The organism is Methylorubrum rhodinum (genome assembly GCF_014199935.1).
Taxonomy (GTDB): Bacteria; Pseudomonadota; Alphaproteobacteria; order Rhizobiales; family Beijerinckiaceae; genus Methylobacterium; species Methylobacterium rhodinum.
On the sequence record NZ_JACHOP010000035.1, the window covers coordinates 18,596 to 36,906 of the forward strand.

Below are 18,311 nucleotides of genomic sequence, written 5' to 3' on the forward strand. Positions count from 1 at the left end.
ATAGGAAGTCCTCGACCACCCCTGTCGATGGCGCTTCGGACCGCACCTCGTCAGCTTGACAACGTTCTTTAAAACGAACACTTCCTTCGTGAATGAGCGGGCCCTAGTGCCCGCCTCGCGGAGACGAGACGACGTGATTTCAGGCTTCTCGAACAGACCCGGCCGCGCCCCGCTCAGCCGTGGGGCGTTTCTCGGCCTCGCCCTGGCCTTCGGCGTCGTGGGCGGCGCGCGGGCGCAGAACGAGATCCTCAACGTTTCCTACGACCCGACGCGCGAGCTCTACCGCGAGATCAACGCGGTCTTCGCCGAGGAGTGGAAGGCCAAGACCGGCGAAACCATCACGATCCGCGCGGCCCATGGCGGCTCGGGCGCACAGGCCCGCACCGTGATCGACGGCATCCCGGCCGACGTGGTGACGCTCGGCATCCCCTCCGACATCGACGCGATCTCGAAGATCTCGAAGAAGATCCCCGCCGACTGGCGCACCAAGCTCCCCAACGAGGGCCTGCCCTACACCTCGACGGTGGTGTTCCTCGTGCGCAAGGGCAACCCGAAGGCGGTCAAGGACTGGTCGGATCTGGCCAAGCCCGACGTGAAGGTCATCACCCCGAACCCGAAGACATCGGCCGGCGGGCGCTGGAACTTCCTCGCCGCCTGGGGCTACGCCTACGAGAAGGAAGGCAAGGACAAGGAGAAGGCCAACGCCTTCGTCGGCAGCTTCTACAAGAACGTCCCCGTCCTCGACACCGGCGCCCGCGGCTCGACCGTGACCTTCGCCCAGCGCGGCCTCGGCGACGTGCTCCCGACCTGGGAGAACGAGGCGTTCCTCGTGCTGGAGGAGTTCGGCAAGGACAAGTTCGACATCGTCGTGCCGCCGACCTCGATCTACGCCGAGCCGCCGGTCGCGCTCGTCGACGCCAACGTCGACAAGAAGGGCACCCGCAAGCAGGCCGAGGCCTACCTGCAGTTCCTCTACAGCGACAGGGCGCAGGCGATCTTCGCCAAGCATCGCTATCGCCCGATCAAGCGCGAGGCCGCTAAGCCCGAAGACCTCGCCCTGCTGCCCGACATCAAGCTGTTCAAGATCGAGGATGTCCAGGGCTCCTGGGACGACATCCAGAAGCTGAACTTCGACAATGGCGGCCTGTTCGATCAGCTGAGCAAGCGATGAGCGAGGCCCCTCGCCCCAGGCGGCGCTTCCGCCAGCGCAGCGTGATCCCCGGCTTCGGGCTCACGCTCGGCTACACGCTCACCTGCCTCGGCGTGATCGTGCTGTTGCCGCTCGCGACCCTGGTGGCCAAGGCCGCCGGGCTCGGGCCGGCGGGCATCTGGGCCGTCGCCACCGACCCGCGGGTGGCGAGCGCCTTGCGCGTCAGCTTCGGCGTGTCCTTGCTCGCCGCGCTCACTGCCTCGATCTTCGGCGGCATCGTCGCCTGGGTGCTGACGCGCTACGACTTCCCCGGCCGCAAGCTCGCCGACGCGGTGGTCGATCTGCCCTTCGCCCTGCCGACGGCGGTGGCCGGCATCGCGCTCGCCTCCCTCTACGCCCCGAACGGGCCGGTGGGTTCGCAGTTGATCAAGGTCGGCATCGAGGCGGCCTACACCCCGGTCGGCATCTTCATCGCCATGGTGTTCATCGGCCTGCCGTTTGCCGTGCGGACCGTGCAGCCGCTCATCGCCGAGATCGACAAGGAGGTGGAGGAGGCCTCCGCCATCCTCGGCGCCTCGCGGATCGCGACGCTGACCAAGGTGGTGCTGCCCCCGCTGATCCCGGCGGTGCTGACGGGCTTCGCGCTGGCCTTCGCCCGGGGCGTCGGCGAGTACGGCTCGATCATCTTCATCGCCGGCAATTTGCCTTACGTCTCCGAGATCGCCCCGCTGCTCATCGTCATCAAGCTCTCCGAGTTCGACTACGAGGGCGCCAGCGCCATCGCGGTGATCATGCTCGGCATCTCGTTCCTGACGCTGCTCGCCATCAACCTGGTCCAAGCCTGGAGCCGGCGGAGGTTCGGCTATGTCTGAGGCCCTCGCCTCCTTCCCCGACACGCGGGACGATTCCATCCGCCCGCCGCAGAGCGTGGTGACAGAGCGGCCCTGGATCCGCTGGGGGCTGATCGCGGTGGCGCTCGGCTTCCTCGCGCTGTTCCTCGTGCTGCCGCTGATCACGGTGTTCGCCCAGGCGCTCGCCAAGGGCTGGGGCGCGTATCTCGCCGCCTTCACCGAACCCGACGCGCGCTCGGCGATCGTGCTCACGCTCACGGTCGCGGCCATCGCGGTGCCGTTCAACCTCGTCTTCGGCGTGGCGGCGGCCTGGGCCATCGCCAAGTTCGAGTTCCGCGGCAAGAACCTGCTCGTCACCCTGATCGACCTGCCGTTCTCGGTCTCGCCGGTCGTCTCGGGGCTGATCTACGTGCTGGTGTTCGGCTCGCGCGGCCTGTTCGGGCCCCATCTCGTCGAGCACGACATCCAGATCATCTTCGCGGTGCCGGGCATCGTGCTCGCCACCGTTTTCGTCACCTTCCCATTCGTGGCCCGCCAGCTCATCCCGCTGATGCAGGAACAGGGAACCGCCGAGGAGGAAGCCGCGCTGACGCTCGGCGCGTCCGGCTGGCATGCCTTCCGGACGGTGACGCTCCCCAACATCCGCTGGGGCCTGCTTTATGCGGTCCTGCTCTGCAACGCCCGGGCGATGGGCGAGTTCGGCGCGGTCTCGGTGGTCTCGGGCCACATCCGGGGCCTCACCAACACGCTGCCGCTGCACGTGGAGATCCTCTACAATGAGTACAACTTCGTTGCCGCTTTCGCCGTCGCCTCCCTCCTTGCCGGCCTCGCTCTTGTCACCCTCGCCATCAAATCCTTCCTCGAATGGCGCTACGCCGACGACATCGCGGCGGGCACACGGCGCCACTGACCGGATCGGCGAGGTCAACAATCTCGCGACCGCGATCCGCATCGAGGATCTGTCGAAGACGTTCGAGACGGCCGCCGTCCTGCACGACTTCAATCTCGACGTGCGGGCGGGCGAGCTGCTGGCGCTGCTCGGGCCCTCGGGCTCCGGCAAGACGACGCTGCTGCGCATCATCGCCGGGCTCGACTTCCCCGACCGCGGCCGCATCATCTTCGGCCGCGACGACGCCACGCGCGTTCCCGTGCAGCAGCGCGCGGTCGGCTTCGTGTTCCAGCACTACGCCCTGTTCAAGCACATGACCGTGGCGCAGAACATCGCCTACGGCCTCAACGCCCGGAAGCGGTCCGAGCGCCCGGAAAAGGCCGAGATCAAGCGCCGGGTCGGCAACCTGCTCGACCTGATCAAGCTCTCGGGCTTCGCCGACCGCTATCCCTCGCAGCTGTCCGGCGGCCAGCGCCAGCGCATCGCGCTCGCCCGTGCGCTCGCCGTCGAGCCGCGCGTGCTGCTGCTGGACGAACCCTTCGGCGCCCTCGACGCGCAGGTGCGAAAGGACCTGCGCCGCTGGCTGCGCGAGATTCACGACCGCACCGGCCAGACCACGATCTTCGTCACCCACGATCAGGACGAGGCCTTGGAGTTGTCCGACCGCGTGGCGGTGCTGGATCGGGGCCGGCTGGAACAGGTCGGCACGCCGGACGAGGTGCAGGAGAACCCGGTCTCCGCGACCGTGCTGAAGTTCTTGGGCGACACGATCGAGGTGGAGGCCATCGCCCAGAACGGGCAGGTGCTGGTCTCGGGCCGCGTCACCCCGCTGACGGCGCCGCAGGGCGTCTCCGGCCCGGTCAAGCTCTACGCCCGCCCCTGGCAGCTCCAGTTCGCCGACGCGGACGCCGCCCATCTCCACGGCACCGTGCGCTCGTCCTATCGGACGCAAGGCCGCCAGCGGATCGAGGTGGACCGGCAGGGCGCCAAGACCGTCGTCGTCGAGGCCTCCGACACCGCCCGTCTGGCGCAGGGGCGCGAGGTGGGTCTGCGGATCGTCGGGGGGTGGGTGTTTCCGTAGGGGGACGCGTTCCCATCCCCCTTGCAGGGAGGGGTCAGGGGTGGGGGTGGTGCAGAAGGCACCGGAACGCTCAATCCTGAACCAACCCCACCTCCGGCTCCTCCCCGCAAGGGGGAGGAGAGGCCCAGTCTTACGCCCGCCCGGCCTCTGCCGACAGCATGAGCGGATCGACCCCCAATCCCCTGAGCGCCTGATCGTACTTGGTGCCCAAGCCCGCCCCGAAGATCAGCTCCGGGTCGGCCGGGCAATTCAGCCAACCGTTTGCTAGAATCTCGTTCTCGAGTTGGCCCGCCTGCCAGCCGGCATAGCCGAGCGCCAGCACCGCGTTCGAAGGCCCCCGTCCATCGGCGATGGCGCGCAGAATCTCCACCGTCGCGGTCAGGCACACGCCCTCGTCGATCTGCAGCGTCGACTGGTCGATGTGGAAGTCGGCGGTGTGGAGCACGAAGCCGCGCTTGGCATCGACCGGTCCGCCCATCAGCACCGGCATGTGGCCGACCCGCTCGCGCAGGCGGATCGCGTCGGACTCGCTGGCGATGTCGAGCTGGATCAAGAGGTCCGGCATGCTGAGATCGGCCACCGGCTTGTTGACGATGATCCCCATCGCCCCGTCCGCCGAGTGGGCGCAGAGGTAGATCACCGAGCGGGCGAAGCGCTCGTCGCCGATGCCCGGCATGGCGACCAGGAACTGTCCGTCGAGATAGGCCGGATCTTTGAGGGAGGAGGCGGGGCTCTGCATGGACGCATGCTAATGCGCCCGCGCCCGTTGATCCATAAGGCAAACGCGCGCGATGCCGGCTCGGGCCCGCGCCTCGACAGGGGCTTGGGGCCCGGCTAACGCTAGCCGGGCACAACAGGAAATCCTGCCGGACAGGATGCGAGGAGAGCACGGATGACGATTCAGGTCGGCGATCACCTGCCCCAGGTCACCTTCCGGGTGAGCGGCCCCGAGGGCCCGCAAGCCAAGACCACCGACGATCTGTTCAAGGGCCGCCGCGTCGTGCTGATCGGCGTGCCCGGCGCCTTCACCCCCGCCTGCCACCGCAACCACCTGCCGGGCTACGTCGCCAACCGCGACGCGATCCTGGCCCGCGGCATCGACGCCATCGCGGTCACCTCGGTCAACGACGTGTTCGTGCTGAACGCGTGGCAGCAGCAGAGCGGCGCCGAGGGCATCGAGTTCCTGGCCGACGGCAACGCCGAGTTCGCCAAGGCGATCGGCCTCGACATGGACGGGACCGGCTTCGGGCTCGGCCCGCGCTCGCAGCGCTACGCCATGCTGGTGGACGACGGCGTGGTGCGGGTGCTGAACGTCGAGGATACGCCGTCGAAGGCGGAGATTTCGGGCGCGGAAGCGCTGCTGAAGGTGATCTGACGAGCGCTCTCTCCTCCCCCTTGTGGGGAGGAGCCGGAGGTGGGGGTGGTTCAGGATGGATTGCCCAGCCTCATCCGGCACCACCCCCACCCCTCACCCCTCCCCACAAGGGGGAGGGGAACGCCACGGCGCTACCCCACCCACCCGTAATCGCGCGCGTCCTTCGCCGCGCGATGAAACGCCAGCCGCCGGTCGTATTCGAGCGGGTTCTTCGGCTGCACCAGGGCGCCGGCCGGCACGTTGAGCCAATCGACCAGCCGGGTCAGCATGAACCGCATCGCCGCGCCCCGCGCCAGGATCGGCAGCGCCGCGACCTCCGCCGGCTCCAGCCGCCGCACCGCGTCGTAGCCCGCGATCATCGCGCCCGCCTTGTCGCGGTGGAACGTGCCGTCGGGATCGAAGCACCACGCGTTGAGGCTGATGGCGAGATCGTAGGCGAAGGCGTCGGTGCAGGCGAAGTAGAAGTCGATCAGCCCCGACAATGTGTCGCCGATGAAGAACACGTTGTCGGTGAAGAGGTCGGCGTGGATCACGCCCGACGGCAGCCCGACCGGCCAGGAGGCCTCCAGCACGTCGAGGTCGGCCCGCGTGCGCTCGGCAAGGCCCGGCGCCACCGTGTCGGCCTGCGCTTCCGCCTGCACGAAGAGCGGGCGCCACGCCCCGACGGAGAGGTTGTTGTCGCGCCGCATGGGGAAATCGCGGCCGGCCGCGTGCAGCCCGGCGAGCGCGGCGCCGAGCGCCCGGCAATGCCCGGCGTTGGGGCGGCTCAGCGAGACGCCGTCGAGGAAGGTCACGATGGCGGCGGGCCGGCCGCACAGGCGCCCGAGCGCCGTGCCGGCGCGGTTGCGCACCGGCTGCGGGCAGGCGAGGCCGGCGCGGGCCAGATGACCCATCAGGTTGATGAAGAACGGCAGTTCCGCCTCGTTCACCCGCTTCTCGTAGAGGGTGAGGATGTAGTTGCCGGTATCGGTGCGCAGCAGAAAATTCGAGTTCTCGACGCCCTCGGCGATGCCCTTGAAGGAGAGCGGGGCGCCCAGATCGTACTGGCTGAGGAAGGCGCGCAGCGCCTCGTCGGAAACGTCGGTGTAGACCGCCACGGTTGTCGCTTCGCGTCAGGATCGACAAAGGAAAGGGGCGCCGTGGGCGCCCCTTGGGATCGTCACCGGCAAAAGCCCGGCGTGTGGTCCAAAAAACTACTCGGCTGCCTCGCTGCGCAACTCGCGCGGCAGCGGGAAGGACATGTCCTCGACCGTCACCGAGACCTGATCCACCGTCACGTCGAAGCGGGCGGCGAAGGCGTCGATGATCTCCTCCACCAGCACCTCGGGGGCCGAGGCGCCCGCGGTGAGGCCGAGACGGCGGATGTCCTTGAAGGCGTCCCAGTCGATCTCTTCCGCCCGCAGGACGAGGCGGGTGATCGGGCAGCCGGCCCGCTCGGCGACCTCGCGCAGGCGCTGCGAGTTCGAGGAGTTCGAGGATCCGACGACGATCAGGGCATCGACCCGCGGCGCCACCTCCTTGACCGCCTCCTGGCGGTTGGTGGTCGCGTAGCAGATGTCGTCCTTGTGGGGGCCGTGGATCGCCGGAAACTTGGCCTTCAGCGCCTCGACGATGTGCTTGGTGTCGTCGATCGAGAGCGTGGTCTGCGTCACCCAGGCCAGCGCCTGCTCGGCCGGCGGGTTGAGCGCCTCGATCTGATCGATGTCCTCGACCAGCGTGATCGAGCCCTTGGGCAACTGGCCCATGGTGCCGACCACCTCCGGATGGCCGGAATGGCCGACGAGCAGCACGTGGCGCCCGCGCTTGTGGTGGATCTCGGCCTCGCGGTGGACCTTGGTCACCAGCGGGCAGGTCGCGTCGATGGTGGTCAGCCCGCGGGCGTCGGCGTTCTGCGGCACGGTCTTGGCGACGCCGTGGGCGGAGAAGATGACCGGCGCGTTGCTGTCGGGCACCTCGTCGAGCTCGCGCACGAACACCGCGCCCTTCCGCTTCAGCGTCTCGACCACGTACTTGTTGTGGACGATCTCGTGGCGGACGTAGACCGGCGCGCCGTAGATCGCGAGCGCGCGCTCGACCACGTCGATGGCCCGCACCACGCCGGCGCAGAAGCCGCGCGGCGCGCAGAGAAGGATCTCCAGCGGCGGCTTGTCGCCCGTCACGGCCGGATGCGGGACCCTGTTCGGGTCGGCGGTCAGGTTGATGGTATCGGCGCTCATGATCTCGCGGATGTGGAGAGGGGTGGCCGGGTCTGTCAACAGCGGCCAGCCCGAAAGCCGCGACAGGGCGAGACTGCCTGTCCGTTGCGCAACACATAGCACGTTCGGCGCGCGGCGTGACCCCCGCCCACGCAACACCGTCAAGCAACTCCCAACGGCAGCCGACCGAATCGAGCGGCAGCCCCGTATGGCCGGGCGCGAAGAGCGCCCCGCGCAGCGGCCTCGGCTTTCGGCCGAGGCGTCTAGCGGAGCGAGCAGCCTAAGCCCGCGTACGCGGGCGCCGGCACTTGAGGCCAACCCAAAAATGCCAAGTGACGAACGACACGCGAATCGCCCTCGCGACACCGGGCCTTGCGGGATAAGGGGAAGCTTCGTCCTTTAATCCCGCGAAGCGATCCAGGGCTTCCATGGCGAGCGCCGCGACCCACGCCAGCTTCCTGCCGCCGGTGCTGACCTTCCTGTCGGCGGCGGTGATCGGCGTGCCGATCGTGCGGCTGCTCGGGCAGAGCGCGGTGCTGGGCTATCTCGTCGCCGGCGTCGTCATCGGCCCGGCCGGGCTCTCGCTCATCGCCGAGCCGGAGACGGCGGCGAGCGTCGCCGAGATCGGCGTGGTGCTGCTGCTGTTCATCGTCGGGCTGGAGTTGGAAATCTCCCGCCTCGTCTCGATGCGCCGCGACATCTTCGGGTTGGGCACCGCGCAGCTCGCCCTGTGCTCGCTGGCGCTGGCAGGCGCCGGCCTCGCCTTTGGCCTGACGCCCGCCGCGGCCACCGTGGTCGGCATCGCGCTGGCGCTCTCCGCCACCGCGGTCGCGCTGCAACTCCTCGAAGAGCGGGGCGATCTCGGCAGCGCCTATGGCGGGCGCTCCTTCGCGGTGCTGCTGCTGCAGGACATCTCGGTGGTGGCGATCCTGGCGCTGCTGCCGCTGCTCGCCACCGCCGGCGCCACGCCGAAGGACGGATGGCTCGACGAGGGGCTGCGCTCGACGGCGCGCGCGGCGGCCGCGGTGGCGGGGGTGGTGGTGGTCGGGCGCTACGGCCTCAACCCGTTCTTCCGCCTGCTCGCCGCCGCCGGCGGGCGCGAGGTGATGACGGCCGCCGCCCTCCTCGTGGTGCTCGGCACCGCGATGGTGATGGAGAAGGCCGGGCTCTCCATGGCGATGGGGGCGTTCCTGGCCGGCGTGATGCTCGCCGAATCGAACTTCCGGCATCAGCTGGAGGCCGACATCGAGCCGTTCCGCGGCATGCTGCTCGGCCTGTTCTTCATGAGCGTCGGCATGTCGATCGACGGCGGGTTGCTCGCCAACCACTGGGCCGCGCTGATCGGGGCGACGCTGGCCGCCATCGCGGTCAAGGTGGTGCTGGTGGCCGGGCTGTTCCGGCTGTTCGGCTCGCCCTGGCTCGACGCCGTGCGCGGCGGCGCCGTGCTGGCGCCCGCGGGCGAGTTCGCCTTCGTGATCCTGCCCGCGGCCGCGGACCTGCGCATCCTGGAAGGCGACGTGCCCCGCTTCTGCGTGGCGCTCGCGGCACTTACCATGCTGGTCGGGCCGATCATCGCCAAGGGGTTGGACGCTTTCCTCGCCCGCCGCCCGGCCGAGGCGCTGCCGCCCTCGGATGTCGGCGACGTCTCGGAATCGGGCGACACCCGCGTCCTCGTCGTCGGCTTCGGGCGCTTCGGCCAGATCCTGTCGCAGGTGCTCCTGGCGGAGGGCATCAGCATCACCGTGATCGACAAGGATGTCGGCCAGATCCGCGCGGCGACGAGCTTCGGCTTCCGCATCTATTACGGCGACGGCACGCGGCTCGACGTGCTGCGCGCCTCGGGGCTCGCCAAGGCCGACCTGATTTGTATCTGCATCGACGATGCCGACGCCGCGACCAAGATCGTCGACATGGTCCACGAGGAATTCGCGAGCGTCCGCACCTATGTGCGCGCCTACGACCGCACGCATTCGATCGAGCTGATGAACCGCGACGTGGATTTCCAGCTCCGCGAGACGGTCGAATCGGCGTTGGGCTTCGGCCGGGCGACGCTGGAGGGACTCGGGCTCTCGGCGGAGGCCGCCGCGCGCCGGGTCGAGGATGTGCGCAAGCGCGATGTGGCCCGTCTCGTCCTGCAACAGGCCGGCGCGATGCCGGACGGCAGCGGCTGGCTGCGGAGCACCCCCGAGGTGCGCCCCGAGCCGCTCACCGCGCCGACGCGGCCCTCGCGGGCGCTCTCGGCGGAGACCCGCGGCCTGATCGAGACGCAGCGCCACGAGGCCGCCACCCGCGTGCTGGAGCCCGAGGATTCCGAGCGGGATGCCTGAGGCCAAAACGACGGGCGACGCGGGCGCGGCGCGCTTCGTCACCGGCTCGATCCTGCGCCACGTCGTGGTGATGAGCGGCACCGGCTCGGTCGGGCTGATGGCGATCTTCGCCGTCGATCTCCTGTCGCTGTTCTACGTCTCGAAGCTCGGCGATCCGGCGCTGACCGCGGCGGTCGGCTTCGCCTCCATCGTCCAGTTCTTCGCCATCGCGATCAATATCGGCCTGATGATCGCGGCCGGCGCCCTGGTCTCGCGGGCGATCGGGCGCGGCGACGCCGCGGGCGCGCGGCGGATCGCGACCTCGGTCAACGTCCACGTCTTCGTCGTCTCCGGGCTGCTGGCCCTCGGGCTCGTCGCCGTCCTCGATCCACTGCTGCGTGCGATCGGCGCCGAGGGCCACACCCTGGAGGTGGCCAAACGCTATCTCTGGATCAGCCTGCCCTCGAACCTGCTGCTCGGCCCCGGCATGCTGGCGACCGGCCTGTTGCGTGCGGTGGGGGCGGCGCGCGACGCCATGTCGGTGACGCTGGGCGGCGCCATCGTCACCGTCTTCCTCGATCCGGCGCTGATCTTCGGGCTCGGCCTCGGCGTCGATGGCGCGGCCATCGCGGTCTGCGTGGCGCGGCTCACCTTCGTAATCGTCGGCGTGCGGGCGCTGCAGCACCACCGGCTGTTGGAGCGCCCGCGCTTGGCCGCCGTCCTCGGCGACCTGCCGGAGGTGACGCGCATCGCCTTGCCCGCGGTGCTGACGAACCTCGCGCCGTCGGTGGCGAGCGCCTTCATCGCCCACGCCCTGTCCGGTTTCGGCCCCGAGGCGATCGCCGGCAACGTGGTGATCGACCGGCTCGCGCCCGTCGCCTTCTGCGGGCTGTTCGCGATGTCGGGCTCGATCGGGCCGATCCTCGGCCAGAACTGGGGCGCGGGCCGGTTCGACCGGATGCGCGGCGTGCTGATCCAGGGCGCGCTCGTGACGGCCCTCTACATCGTGCTGGTCTGGCTGGTGCTGGCGCTCGCCCGCGGACCGCTGGCCCGCGCCTTCGAACTGACGGGTGTCGCCGCCGACCTGTTCGGGTTCTTCTGCCTCGTGGCCGGGCCGGTCTGGTTCTTCAACGGGCTGCTGTTCCTCTCGAACGCCGCGTTCAACAATCTCGGCTTTCCCTTCGTCTCGACGCTCCTGAACTGGGGCCGGGCGACGCTCGGCACGATGCCGCCCGCGCTTCTCGGCGCAGCCTATTATGGGCCGAAGGGGGTGATCGCCGGCACGGGGTTGGGCTCCGTCGCCTTCGGGCTCGTCGCCCTGGTGCTGGCCTTCCGCACCGTCGGCTCACTGGAGGGCGGCAACCGGCCGGAGCCGGAGGCCGAGTCGGAAGCCAGGGAGGCTGCGCGCCACGAGACGGGCGCCCCGGCCCCCGCGCCGTCGAGCGGAATGCCGCTGTGATCGGTCGATTTCGGGCGTAACGAGCCGCTTTCCCTGTCGAAATCGCCGCGGAAGCCGGCCGGTGGCTGGTCAGGGTCGGTCCGATGGGACACACTTCGTATCGAATGCGGCCCACTCGCACGCGAAACCGGGGCCTCTTCGCGACGCGGCGTGAGGCGTCCGGCCATGTACACCATGTTCGACATCCTGCAGAGCCAGGGCGATGCCAACCTCCGGGCGTTCGGGCAGCAATTCGGCCTCTCGCCGGACCAGACCCGGCGGGCCATGGAAGCCCTGATGCCGGCCCTCACCCTCGGCCTGCAGAGCCAGGCCGGTGCCGATCCGCTGGGCATCGGCCGGCTGTTCGGCCTCGGAGCGCCGAGCGCGGCGAAGCCGGCCGACATGATGTCGGGCCTGTTCGGCTCGCCGATGCTGGCGCAGGCGGTGATCCAGCAAGCCTCCACCGCGAGCGGCGTCGGCGCGCAGGCGCTGCGCCAGATGCTGCCGATGATGGCCGGGATGATCGTGGCCGGCATCGTCCACCTGCTCCTCAACCCGCCCGTCGCGCCCGCGGCGGAGCCGGCTCCCACGGCGCCGAACTTCGGCAACATCTGGGCCGATTGGATGAACGGCCTGAGCGCCGTGGCCTCGGCCCAGGCCGCCCCCGCGCCGGCGAGCAAGACCGCCGCGACGCCGCCACGCCCCCAACTGCGCCGGGAGCCACCATCGAATCCGCAGCCCGACGCCACCAAGGCGTCGATGGAGGTGATCTCGCAGATGCTCCAGACCGGCGCCGAGGTCCAGGAGCAGAACGTCAAGGTGATGCGGGACGTGTTCGACGCCTTCTGGAACCAGAAGGACGCGCCCGCGGAGACGGGCGGGGAAGCAAAACAGCCGGGAAATCCCGCTTCACCCGCCGCGCCGTCGGCCGCCCCCAAGCCTGCGATGCCGAACCCTGTCCCGCCCCCCTCGGCACGGCGCAAGCCCGGGACGCGGAGTTGATTCTCCTCCCGTCTCGGACGGGTTACTGCGCGAGCGTGTAGTACTGCACGATCGAGTCGAACATGCCCTTCATCGCCGTGCCGAAGAGGGTCATGCAGGCCACCACGGCGGCGGCCATGATGGCGGTGAGCAGCGAGTACTCGATCATCGTGGCGCCGCGCGTGTCGCGGGCCAGCCGTGAGGCGGCGTCGTGCAGGCGGGTGACGAGGGGCGCGATGCGCCTGGTCGAAATCGGTCGCACGGCGCATCGTCCCGCAAGCGTGTCGGTTCGAACAACCTAACGATGCCGAGTTGAGACGAGCTTAAGGTGATCGCCGTGAATCCGGGCGATCACTCTGGGTTGATCAGCGAGATCACCCGCGCCATCGCACGCGCGGCCGCCATCCTCTCGAAGACCCGGCCATGAGCGGATGGCCGGGGGAGTGCTCATCGGAGGCTCGGCTCGGGTCCCGCTTCGCGATGACGGGTCGTCGCGAAACCGGAGCCGACCGGAAACGGCGTCACGCCTTGCCGGTTTCCTGGCGCAGGGCGTCGATGCGCTTGGAGGCCTCGGCCTTGTCGAGGTCCGGGTCGAATGCCTCGGGCGACTTGGCCTGTTCGGACAGAGTCTTGAGGTAGGACGCTTGGGCTCCCGTCATCGGCTCGCCCCCGGTGGTCCACTCGTTCGGGTCCTTGATCCGATTCGATGCGTCGGTCGGATCGACCTTCGGGTTCTCGGCCTGCTTCTCTTGCGTCTTGTCCTGCGACTTTTCCTGAGTCTTGGCGGTCATGGGGCACCTAGCGTGTTCATGGATTGTTCTGGAGAGGTCACCATGAAACGCGAGGCGGGAGGCCGGGTTCCGGCGAAAGGGCGCGGCGTCCGCGCCCTCCACAGGGGATGCGATCAGGCGGCCTCGGCGCGGGGCTGCACCTCGGCGGTGTAGTCGTCCATCAGCGTCTTGGTCAGTTCGGCCGGGGTGAAGCGGTAGGGGCCGATCTCGGAGACCGGCGTCACCTCGGCCGCCGAGCCGGTGATGAAGCATTCGGAAAAGCCCGACATCTCCTCGGGGCGGATGCGGCGCTCGACCACGCGGACGCCGCGGCGCTTGGCGAGTTCGATCACCGTCTGGCGGGTGATGCCGTTGAGGAAGCGGTCGGCCTGGGGCGTGTGGATCACGCCGTCGGCCACGAAGAAGACGTTGGCGCCGGTGCATTCGGCGACGTTGTCCTCCCAGTCGAGCATCAGCGCGTCGGCGTAGCCCTTGTTCTCGGCCCGGTGCTTCGAGATCGTGCAGATCATGTACAGCCCGGCCGCCTTCGAGGTCGAGGGAGCGGTGCGCGGGTCGGGCCGGCGATAGTCGGCGAGGTCGAGGCGGATGCCCTTCATCTTGGTCGCCGGATCGAAGTAGCTCGGCCATTCCCAGGCCGCGATGGCCAGATGGATGGTGTTCTTCTGCGCCGCCACGCCCATCATCTCGGAGCCGCGCCACGCGACCGGGCGGAGATAGGCGTCCTGCAGGCCGGAGGTGGCGAGCACATGGGCTTTCGCCGCCTCGATCTCATCGACCGAGTAGGGAATCGTGAAATCGAGGAGTTGCGCCGAGCGGCGCAGGCGCTCGGAATGCTCGCGGCTCTTGAAGATGCGCCCGCCATAGGCCCGTTCGCCCTCGAACACCGCCGACCCGTAATGGAGGCCGTGGCTCAGCACGTGGATCTTCGCATCGCGCCACGGCACCATGGCGCCATCGAACCAGATCGTGCCCTCGCGCTCGTCGAACGGGATGACGGACATCGCTCAAAAACTTCCTCTGCGCGGCCGCGCGCGGGCCGCGGGGTCGCATGGTTCAGGGCTGAAGACCGGCGCGCGACCGCGCGCAACGAGCGGAGGGCGGAGGGTGCCGGACGGGTTGACGGGTAGCAACGGGGCTGAGATATGTCAACAACACTGACTTATCTGGCTCGGGCCCCCGCGCCCTTGTCCTTCCCTTCGCCCACGCTTTCGACGGAAGGCTCCGACGCCGTGACCCGCGTGATGACGAGAGCGGCCGAACCGGTCCGGACCGAGGCCGAGACGGGGCAAGTCCGCGACAGCGCAGGACCGGTCCGCGACAGCGCAGGGCCCGTTCGCGACAGCGACGACCTGATCGAGCTGCTGTTCTTCGCCTATCGCGACTTCGTCGGCGATCCCGATCGGATTCTGGCCGAGTACGGCTTCGGCCGGGCGCATCACCGGGTGCTGCACTTCGTCGATCGCTATCCCGGCCTCACCATCGCCGAACTCCTCGATATCCTGCGCATCACCAAGCAGAGCCTGAACCGCGTGCTCAAGGACTTGATCGACCAGGGCTATGTCGAGCAGCGCACCGGCACCAGCGACCGGCGCCAGCGCCTGCTGTTCTGCACCCCGACCGGGCGCAGCCTCACCGCCGACCTCACCCGCGTCCAGGTGCGCCGCGTCGCCCGCGCCATCGAGGGGCCGGGGGGAGATCTGGGGAGCGGCGATCGGGAGTCGCGCATCGCGTCGGCGCAGGGCTTCCTCATGGCGATGATCGAGCCCGGCGACCGCCCCGCCGTGCGCCGCTTGATGGCCCGCCGCGCCGGGGTCCGCGCCTGATGTCGGCCTCGCCCGCACCGGGGGCGGCCCCGAAGGCCAGGGCCGAGCTGCCCGACCACGCTCCCCATATCCTCATCGTCGACGACGACCGCCGCCTGCGCGAGTTGCTCTCCCGCTTCCTGTCCGAGCAGGGGTTTCGCGTTACGGCCGCCGCGAGTGCGGCGGAGGCGCGAATGCGGGCGCAGTGCTTCGTGTTCGACGCGCTGGTCCTCGACGTGATGATGCCCGGCGAGAGCGGCTTCGACTATGCCCGCTCGGTGCGCGAGACCTCGCGGGTGCCGATCCTGATGCTGACGGCCCGCTCCAACCCCAACGACCGGGTGACCGGCCTCGAGATCGGCGCCGACGACTACCTCCCGAAACCCTTCGAGCCGCGCGAGCTGATCCTGCGGCTCAACAACATCATCCGCCGGCATGCCGAGACGCCGGAGCCGCGCTTCGGCGGAGAGGGCGCGGTGAGCTTCGGCCCCTTCACCTTCCGGGCCGAACGGGGCGAGCTGAAGCGCGACGGCGAGACGGTGAAGATCGCCGAGCGCGAGCGCGAGATTCTGGCGATCCTGTCCCAGGCCCGCGGCGGCGGCGTCGATCGCGAGACGCTGACCGGCAACGGGGGCTTCGCCGCCGAGCGCACCCTCGACGTGCAGATCAATCGCCTGCGCCGCAAGATCGAGCCGGACCCGGCCAATCCGAGCTTCCTCCAGACGGTGCGCGGCGTCGGCTACCGCCTCGTCATCGATTGAGATTGCCCATGGCGGGCTCCGCCGACACCACTCCGGCCCCCGCCCGGCGGGCCGGTGCCTTCGGCCCGCTGCGCCGGGCGTGGCGGCGCCTCGCCCGGCGCATCGGCGACGTGCTGCCCAAGGGCCTCTACGCCCGCTCGCTCATCATCATCATCGCCCCCGTCGTCCTGCTCCAGTCGGTGATCGCCTACACCTTCATGGAGCGGCACTGGCAGCTCGTGACGCGCCGCCTCTCGGCCTCCGTCACCGCCGACATCGCCGCGCTCATCGACATCTACGAGACCTACCCGCAGGACCGGAACGGCGAGACCATCGCCCGTATCGCGGGCGAGCGGCTGAACCTCGACCTCGACATCCTGAAAGGGGCTAAACTGCCGACGCCCGGCCCCCGCCCGTTCTTCTCGATCCTCGACGAGGCGCTCTCCGACGAGATCAAGCGCCAGATCCGGCGGCCCTACTGGATCGACACGGTCGGCCGCTCGAACCTGATCGAGATCAGGGTCGCGATCCCCGAAGGCGTGATGCGGATCATGGCGCGGCGCAGCCAGGCCTACGCCTCGAACTCGCACATCTTCCTCTTGTGGATGGCGGGATCCTCGCTGGTGCTGCTCGGCGTCGCGATCCTGTTCCTGCGCAACCAGATCAAGCCCATCCTGCGGCTCTCGGCGGTCGCGGAAGGGTTCGGCAAGGGCCGCGAGATCGAGTTCAAGCCGCGCGGCGCCCGCGAGGTGCGGCAGGCCGGCCACGCCTTCATCGAGATGAAGCGGCGCATCGAGCGGGCGATGGAACAGCGCACGACGATGCTCAACGGTGTCTCCCACGACCTGCGCACGATCATCACCCGCTTCAAGCTCTCCCTCGAACTCGTCGAGCAGACCCCGGAGGTCGAGGACCTGCGCCGGGACGTGGACGAAATGAGCCGGATGCTGGAGGGCTACCTGGCGTTTGCCCGCGGCGACCTCGCCGAGACCGCCGCGCCCACCGACATGCGGGTGATGCTGGAGGACCTGCGCAGCGACGTGGAGCGGCTCGGCGCCCATGTCGAGGCGGTGGAGCTGGATGGCGGCTCCGTCGTGACCGTGCGGCCCGACGCGATGCGCCGCTGCCTGTTCAACCTCGCGGCCAACGCCGCCCGCTACGGCGACACGGTGGCGATCTCCGGCAGGCGCGAGCACCGCGCCTTCCTCGTCGCCATCGACGACGACGGACCGGGCATCCCGGTCGCGAGCCGCGAGGAGGTGTTCAAGCCGTTCGTGCGCCTCGACGACGCGCGCCAGGATGCGGGCGGCTCGGGGCTGGGACTTGCCATCGCCCGCGACATCGCCCGGGCGCATGGCGGCGACGTCACGCTCCACGACGCCCCGCTCGGGGGGCTGCGGGCTCAGGTGCGCATCCCGGCATGACGCGGCCTGCACGATGCGGACTGGGCGCGGCTTTTGCGGCATCCCGGCGGAATCCGGCTTGGCGGGAGTTTCCTTGTGCGAAGGCGCGGTGCTAAGACCGCCTCCGCAATCTGTCTGGAATCGGGCCGCAACGCGGCCTCGACAACGCGAGTGACGTGGAATGAACCCGCTGGTGCCGCTCTCGGTCCTCCTGCTCCTGCCGATCGGCGCGGTGCTCGCCGTACTGTTCACCGACACCGGCATCGAGCCTCGCCTGTTCATCGACGCGGTGAAGACCTTCGTCATCCTGTTCGTCGTCGGCGGCGCGATCTCGTTCGCGGCGAGCAAGCTGGCCGACCGCTCGAACGCCTGATTCCCTTCCGAGATCCGTCGCCCCCGCGAGGCCTCGAAGCCTCGCGGGGGCGACCCTGCCGTCATCGGCACACCGGATCATACGTTCGAAAGGCGAAGACGAACCACCTCTCCCGTGCCGACGCTCCGGAAGCGTCGCTCTCGCCCTTGGGGCGATCGATGAGAGGATGACCGCCCCACGGAACAGCTTTCGTCCACGGCCCGCGCCGCCTCCGAAAGAACGGTCTCGATATGAGGCAGATGCGGACAATCTCAGCCTTTCTCGATTTTTCATGCATCCCAATCGCGTGATCGGACGTTGTTCGGCCATGCTTCGCCCCGGACGACAGGCGGCGGACGTCACCAAGACGGAGATGCACGAATGAAGATCAAGACCCTCCTGGCCGTCTCGGCCCTCGCCCTCGCGCTGCCGATGACCGCTCAGGCCCAGGGCACGCTGCGCGGTGCCGAGCGCGGCGCCCAGGACGGCGCGGATGCGGCCGGTCCGGTCGGCGCGATCGTCGGCGGCGCGGTCGGCGCGGCCACCGGCACGATCGGCGGCATCCTCGGCGTCGAGGACCGTCCCCGCTTCCGTTCCTATGTCCGCGAGCGCAACGTCCGCTCCTACGACTATGACGGGCGCGTGGCCGTCGGCACCGTGCTGCCGAACTCGGGCGTGACCTACTACGACGTGCCCGGCGAGTACAGCGTCAGCCGCGGCACCCGCTACACCGTCGTCAACGATCGTCCGGTGCTGGTCGACGGGCGTCATCGCATCATCGAGGTCATCGAGTAAGCGAGACCCGACGCGCGCCGCCGAGAGGCGGCGCGGCCCACCGGCCCCCGCGCGTGCGCGCCCGGGGCGGTTTGGGTTTGTGAAAGTGGAGCCCCCCAGGAATAGGGGTAGGTTTAACGGGGCGGTGGGCCACCCCAACAAACAAAATCGGGGTTGGAAAAA

At 69.4% G+C, this 18,311-nt stretch carries 19 protein-coding genes; 13 read left to right on the plus strand and 6 right to left on the minus strand.

Features of this window, described 5'->3' with window-relative positions:
- Positions 1 to 202 precede the first annotated feature (202 nt).
- The 4 genes from HNR00_RS23950 to HNR00_RS23965 are packed head-to-tail and all read left to right on the plus strand — an operon-like array spanning position 203 to position 3,971.
- Positions 203 to 1,171, plus strand: coding sequence for a sulfate ABC transporter substrate-binding protein (locus HNR00_RS23950; protein ID WP_246391074.1), 969 nt, complete (start codon positions 203 to 205; stop codon positions 1,169 to 1,171).
- A complete protein-coding gene (gene cysT / locus HNR00_RS23955) occupies positions 1,168 to 2,022 on the plus strand; it encodes a sulfate ABC transporter permease subunit CysT (RefSeq protein ID WP_183573807.1) in 855 nt (284 codons plus the stop codon). Before HNR00_RS23950 ends, cysT begins: the two co-directional genes overlap by 4 nt.
- The gene (cysW, locus tag HNR00_RS23960; RefSeq protein ID WP_183573809.1) at positions 2,015 to 2,911 is read left to right on the plus strand and encodes a sulfate ABC transporter permease subunit CysW; all 897 of its coding nucleotides are present in this window, start codon (positions 2,015 to 2,017) and stop codon (positions 2,909 to 2,911) included. Before cysT ends, cysW begins: the two co-directional genes overlap by 8 nt.
- A 4-nt stretch (positions 2,912 to 2,915) precedes the next feature.
- Positions 2,916 to 3,971, plus strand: a complete 1,056-nt coding sequence (locus HNR00_RS23965; RefSeq protein ID WP_376770411.1) for a sulfate/molybdate ABC transporter ATP-binding protein — start codon at positions 2,916 to 2,918, stop codon at positions 3,969 to 3,971.
- A 130-nt stretch (positions 3,972 to 4,101) separates the two neighbouring features.
- Here HNR00_RS23965 and HNR00_RS23970 read toward each other — a convergent pair whose 3' ends face one another.
- On the minus strand, positions 4,102 to 4,710 hold the full coding sequence (locus HNR00_RS23970; protein ID WP_183573811.1) for a YqgE/AlgH family protein: 609 nt from the start codon (positions 4,708 to 4,710) through the stop codon (positions 4,102 to 4,104).
- A gap of 153 nt (positions 4,711 to 4,863) precedes the next feature.
- Here HNR00_RS23970 and HNR00_RS23975 point away from each other — a divergent pair, with 153 nt between their 5' ends.
- Positions 4,864 to 5,346 (plus strand): peroxiredoxin, encoded by a 483-nt coding sequence (locus HNR00_RS23975; RefSeq protein ID WP_183573813.1) that lies wholly within the window; start codon positions 4,864 to 4,866, stop codon positions 5,344 to 5,346.
- Positions 5,347 to 5,477: 131 nt separating this feature from the next.
- On the opposite strand, the gene thrB is transcribed toward HNR00_RS23975, so the two are convergent.
- Positions 5,478 to 6,443 carry a homoserine kinase gene (gene thrB / locus HNR00_RS23980; RefSeq protein WP_183573815.1) on the minus strand — a complete coding sequence of 322 codons (966 nt, stop codon included), beginning with the start codon at positions 6,441 to 6,443 and terminating at the stop codon, positions 5,478 to 5,480.
- A 96-nt stretch (positions 6,444 to 6,539) separates the two neighbouring features.
- Positions 6,540 to 7,562 carry a 4-hydroxy-3-methylbut-2-enyl diphosphate reductase gene (ispH, locus tag HNR00_RS23985; protein WP_183573817.1) on the minus strand — a complete coding sequence of 341 codons (1,023 nt, stop codon included), beginning with the start codon at positions 7,560 to 7,562 and terminating at the stop codon, positions 6,540 to 6,542.
- 407 nt (positions 7,563 to 7,969) lie between these two features.
- Between ispH and HNR00_RS23990 the strand changes: the two genes are divergently transcribed.
- From HNR00_RS23990 to HNR00_RS24000, 3 genes are all read left to right on the plus strand, one after another.
- Positions 7,970 to 9,868 carry a monovalent cation:proton antiporter-2 (CPA2) family protein gene (locus HNR00_RS23990; RefSeq protein ID WP_183573819.1) on the plus strand — a complete coding sequence of 633 codons (1,899 nt, stop codon included), beginning with the start codon at positions 7,970 to 7,972 and terminating at the stop codon, positions 9,866 to 9,868.
- Positions 9,861 to 11,306 carry an MATE family efflux transporter gene (locus HNR00_RS23995; protein ID WP_183573821.1) on the plus strand — a complete coding sequence of 482 codons (1,446 nt, stop codon included), beginning with the start codon at positions 9,861 to 9,863 and terminating at the stop codon, positions 11,304 to 11,306. Before HNR00_RS23990 ends, HNR00_RS23995 begins: the two co-directional genes overlap by 8 nt.
- Before the next feature lie 165 nt (positions 11,307 to 11,471).
- Positions 11,472 to 12,287, plus strand: a complete 816-nt coding sequence (locus HNR00_RS24000) for a DUF937 domain-containing protein (protein WP_246391068.1) — start codon at positions 11,472 to 11,474, stop codon at positions 12,285 to 12,287.
- A gap of 22 nt (positions 12,288 to 12,309) precedes the next feature.
- Here the strand turns inward: HNR00_RS24000 and HNR00_RS25900 are convergent, their stop codons facing one another.
- From HNR00_RS25900 to HNR00_RS24015, 3 genes are all read right to left on the minus strand, one after another.
- Complete coding sequence (locus tag HNR00_RS25900; protein WP_183573823.1) at positions 12,310 to 12,528, minus strand: Flp family type IVb pilin; 219 nt, start codon at positions 12,526 to 12,528, stop codon at positions 12,310 to 12,312.
- A 259-nt stretch (positions 12,529 to 12,787) separates the two neighbouring features.
- On the minus strand, positions 12,788 to 13,057 hold the full coding sequence (locus HNR00_RS24010) for a DUF3072 domain-containing protein (RefSeq protein ID WP_183573825.1): 270 nt from the start codon (positions 13,055 to 13,057) through the stop codon (positions 12,788 to 12,790).
- A gap of 113 nt (positions 13,058 to 13,170) precedes the next feature.
- Positions 13,171 to 14,058, minus strand: coding sequence for a branched-chain amino acid aminotransferase (locus HNR00_RS24015; RefSeq protein WP_183573827.1), 888 nt, complete (start codon positions 14,056 to 14,058; stop codon positions 13,171 to 13,173).
- 240 nt (positions 14,059 to 14,298) lie between these two features.
- Here HNR00_RS24015 and HNR00_RS24020 point away from each other — a divergent pair, with 240 nt between their 5' ends.
- The 5 genes from HNR00_RS24020 to HNR00_RS24040 all read left to right on the plus strand — a co-directional run bounded on the left by HNR00_RS24020 (position 14,299) and on the right by HNR00_RS24040 (position 18,149).
- Complete coding sequence (locus tag HNR00_RS24020) at positions 14,299 to 14,880, plus strand: MarR family winged helix-turn-helix transcriptional regulator (RefSeq protein ID WP_183573829.1); 582 nt, start codon at positions 14,299 to 14,301, stop codon at positions 14,878 to 14,880.
- Positions 14,880 to 15,620 (plus strand): response regulator, encoded by a 741-nt coding sequence (locus HNR00_RS24025; RefSeq protein WP_183573831.1) that lies wholly within the window; start codon positions 14,880 to 14,882, stop codon positions 15,618 to 15,620. Before HNR00_RS24020 ends, HNR00_RS24025 begins: the two co-directional genes overlap by 1 nt.
- An 8-nt stretch (positions 15,621 to 15,628) precedes the next feature.
- A complete protein-coding gene (locus HNR00_RS24030) occupies positions 15,629 to 17,023 on the plus strand; it encodes an ATP-binding protein (RefSeq protein ID WP_183573833.1) in 1,395 nt (464 codons plus the stop codon).
- A 160-nt stretch (positions 17,024 to 17,183) separates the two neighbouring features.
- The gene (locus HNR00_RS24035; protein ID WP_183573835.1) at positions 17,184 to 17,375 is read left to right on the plus strand and encodes a hypothetical protein; all 192 of its coding nucleotides are present in this window, start codon (positions 17,184 to 17,186) and stop codon (positions 17,373 to 17,375) included.
- Positions 17,376 to 17,735: 360 nt separating this feature from the next.
- Positions 17,736 to 18,149 (plus strand): DUF1236 domain-containing protein, encoded by a 414-nt coding sequence (locus tag HNR00_RS24040; RefSeq protein WP_183573837.1) that lies wholly within the window; start codon positions 17,736 to 17,738, stop codon positions 18,147 to 18,149.
- The last annotated feature ends 162 nt before the right edge of the window (positions 18,150 to 18,311 follow it).

Coding starts and splice junctions, on each gene's coding strand:
- HNR00_RS24010 (WP_183573825.1), bottom strand. CDS start 13,057: ATGACCGCCAAGACTCAGGAAAAGTCGCAGGACAAGACGCAAGAGAAG.
- HNR00_RS24000 (WP_246391068.1), top strand. CDS start 11,472: ATGTACACCATGTTCGACATCCTGCAGAGCCAGGGCGATGCCAACCTC.
- HNR00_RS24020 (WP_183573829.1), top strand. CDS start 14,299: ATGACGAGAGCGGCCGAACCGGTCCGGACCGAGGCCGAGACGGGGCAA.
- cysW (WP_183573809.1), top strand. CDS start 2,015: ATGTCTGAGGCCCTCGCCTCCTTCCCCGACACGCGGGACGATTCCATC.
- HNR00_RS24015 (WP_183573827.1), bottom strand. CDS start 14,058: ATGTCCGTCATCCCGTTCGACGAGCGCGAGGGCACGATCTGGTTCGAT.
- HNR00_RS24025 (WP_183573831.1), top strand. CDS start 14,880: ATGTCGGCCTCGCCCGCACCGGGGGCGGCCCCGAAGGCCAGGGCCGAG.
- HNR00_RS23995 (WP_183573821.1), top strand. CDS start 9,861: ATGCCTGAGGCCAAAACGACGGGCGACGCGGGCGCGGCGCGCTTCGTC.
- HNR00_RS24030 (WP_183573833.1), top strand. CDS start 15,629: ATGGCGGGCTCCGCCGACACCACTCCGGCCCCCGCCCGGCGGGCCGGT.
- HNR00_RS23970 (WP_183573811.1), bottom strand. CDS start 4,710: ATGCAGAGCCCCGCCTCCTCCCTCAAAGATCCGGCCTATCTCGACGGA.
- HNR00_RS24040 (WP_183573837.1), top strand. CDS start 17,736: ATGAAGATCAAGACCCTCCTGGCCGTCTCGGCCCTCGCCCTCGCGCTG.
- HNR00_RS24035 (WP_183573835.1), top strand. CDS start 17,184: ATGAACCCGCTGGTGCCGCTCTCGGTCCTCCTGCTCCTGCCGATCGGC.
- HNR00_RS23975 (WP_183573813.1), top strand. CDS start 4,864: ATGACGATTCAGGTCGGCGATCACCTGCCCCAGGTCACCTTCCGGGTG.
- cysT (WP_183573807.1), top strand. CDS start 1,168: ATGAGCGAGGCCCCTCGCCCCAGGCGGCGCTTCCGCCAGCGCAGCGTG.
- ispH (WP_183573817.1), bottom strand. CDS start 7,562: ATGAGCGCCGATACCATCAACCTGACCGCCGACCCGAACAGGGTCCCG.
- HNR00_RS23990 (WP_183573819.1), top strand. CDS start 7,970: ATGGCGAGCGCCGCGACCCACGCCAGCTTCCTGCCGCCGGTGCTGACC.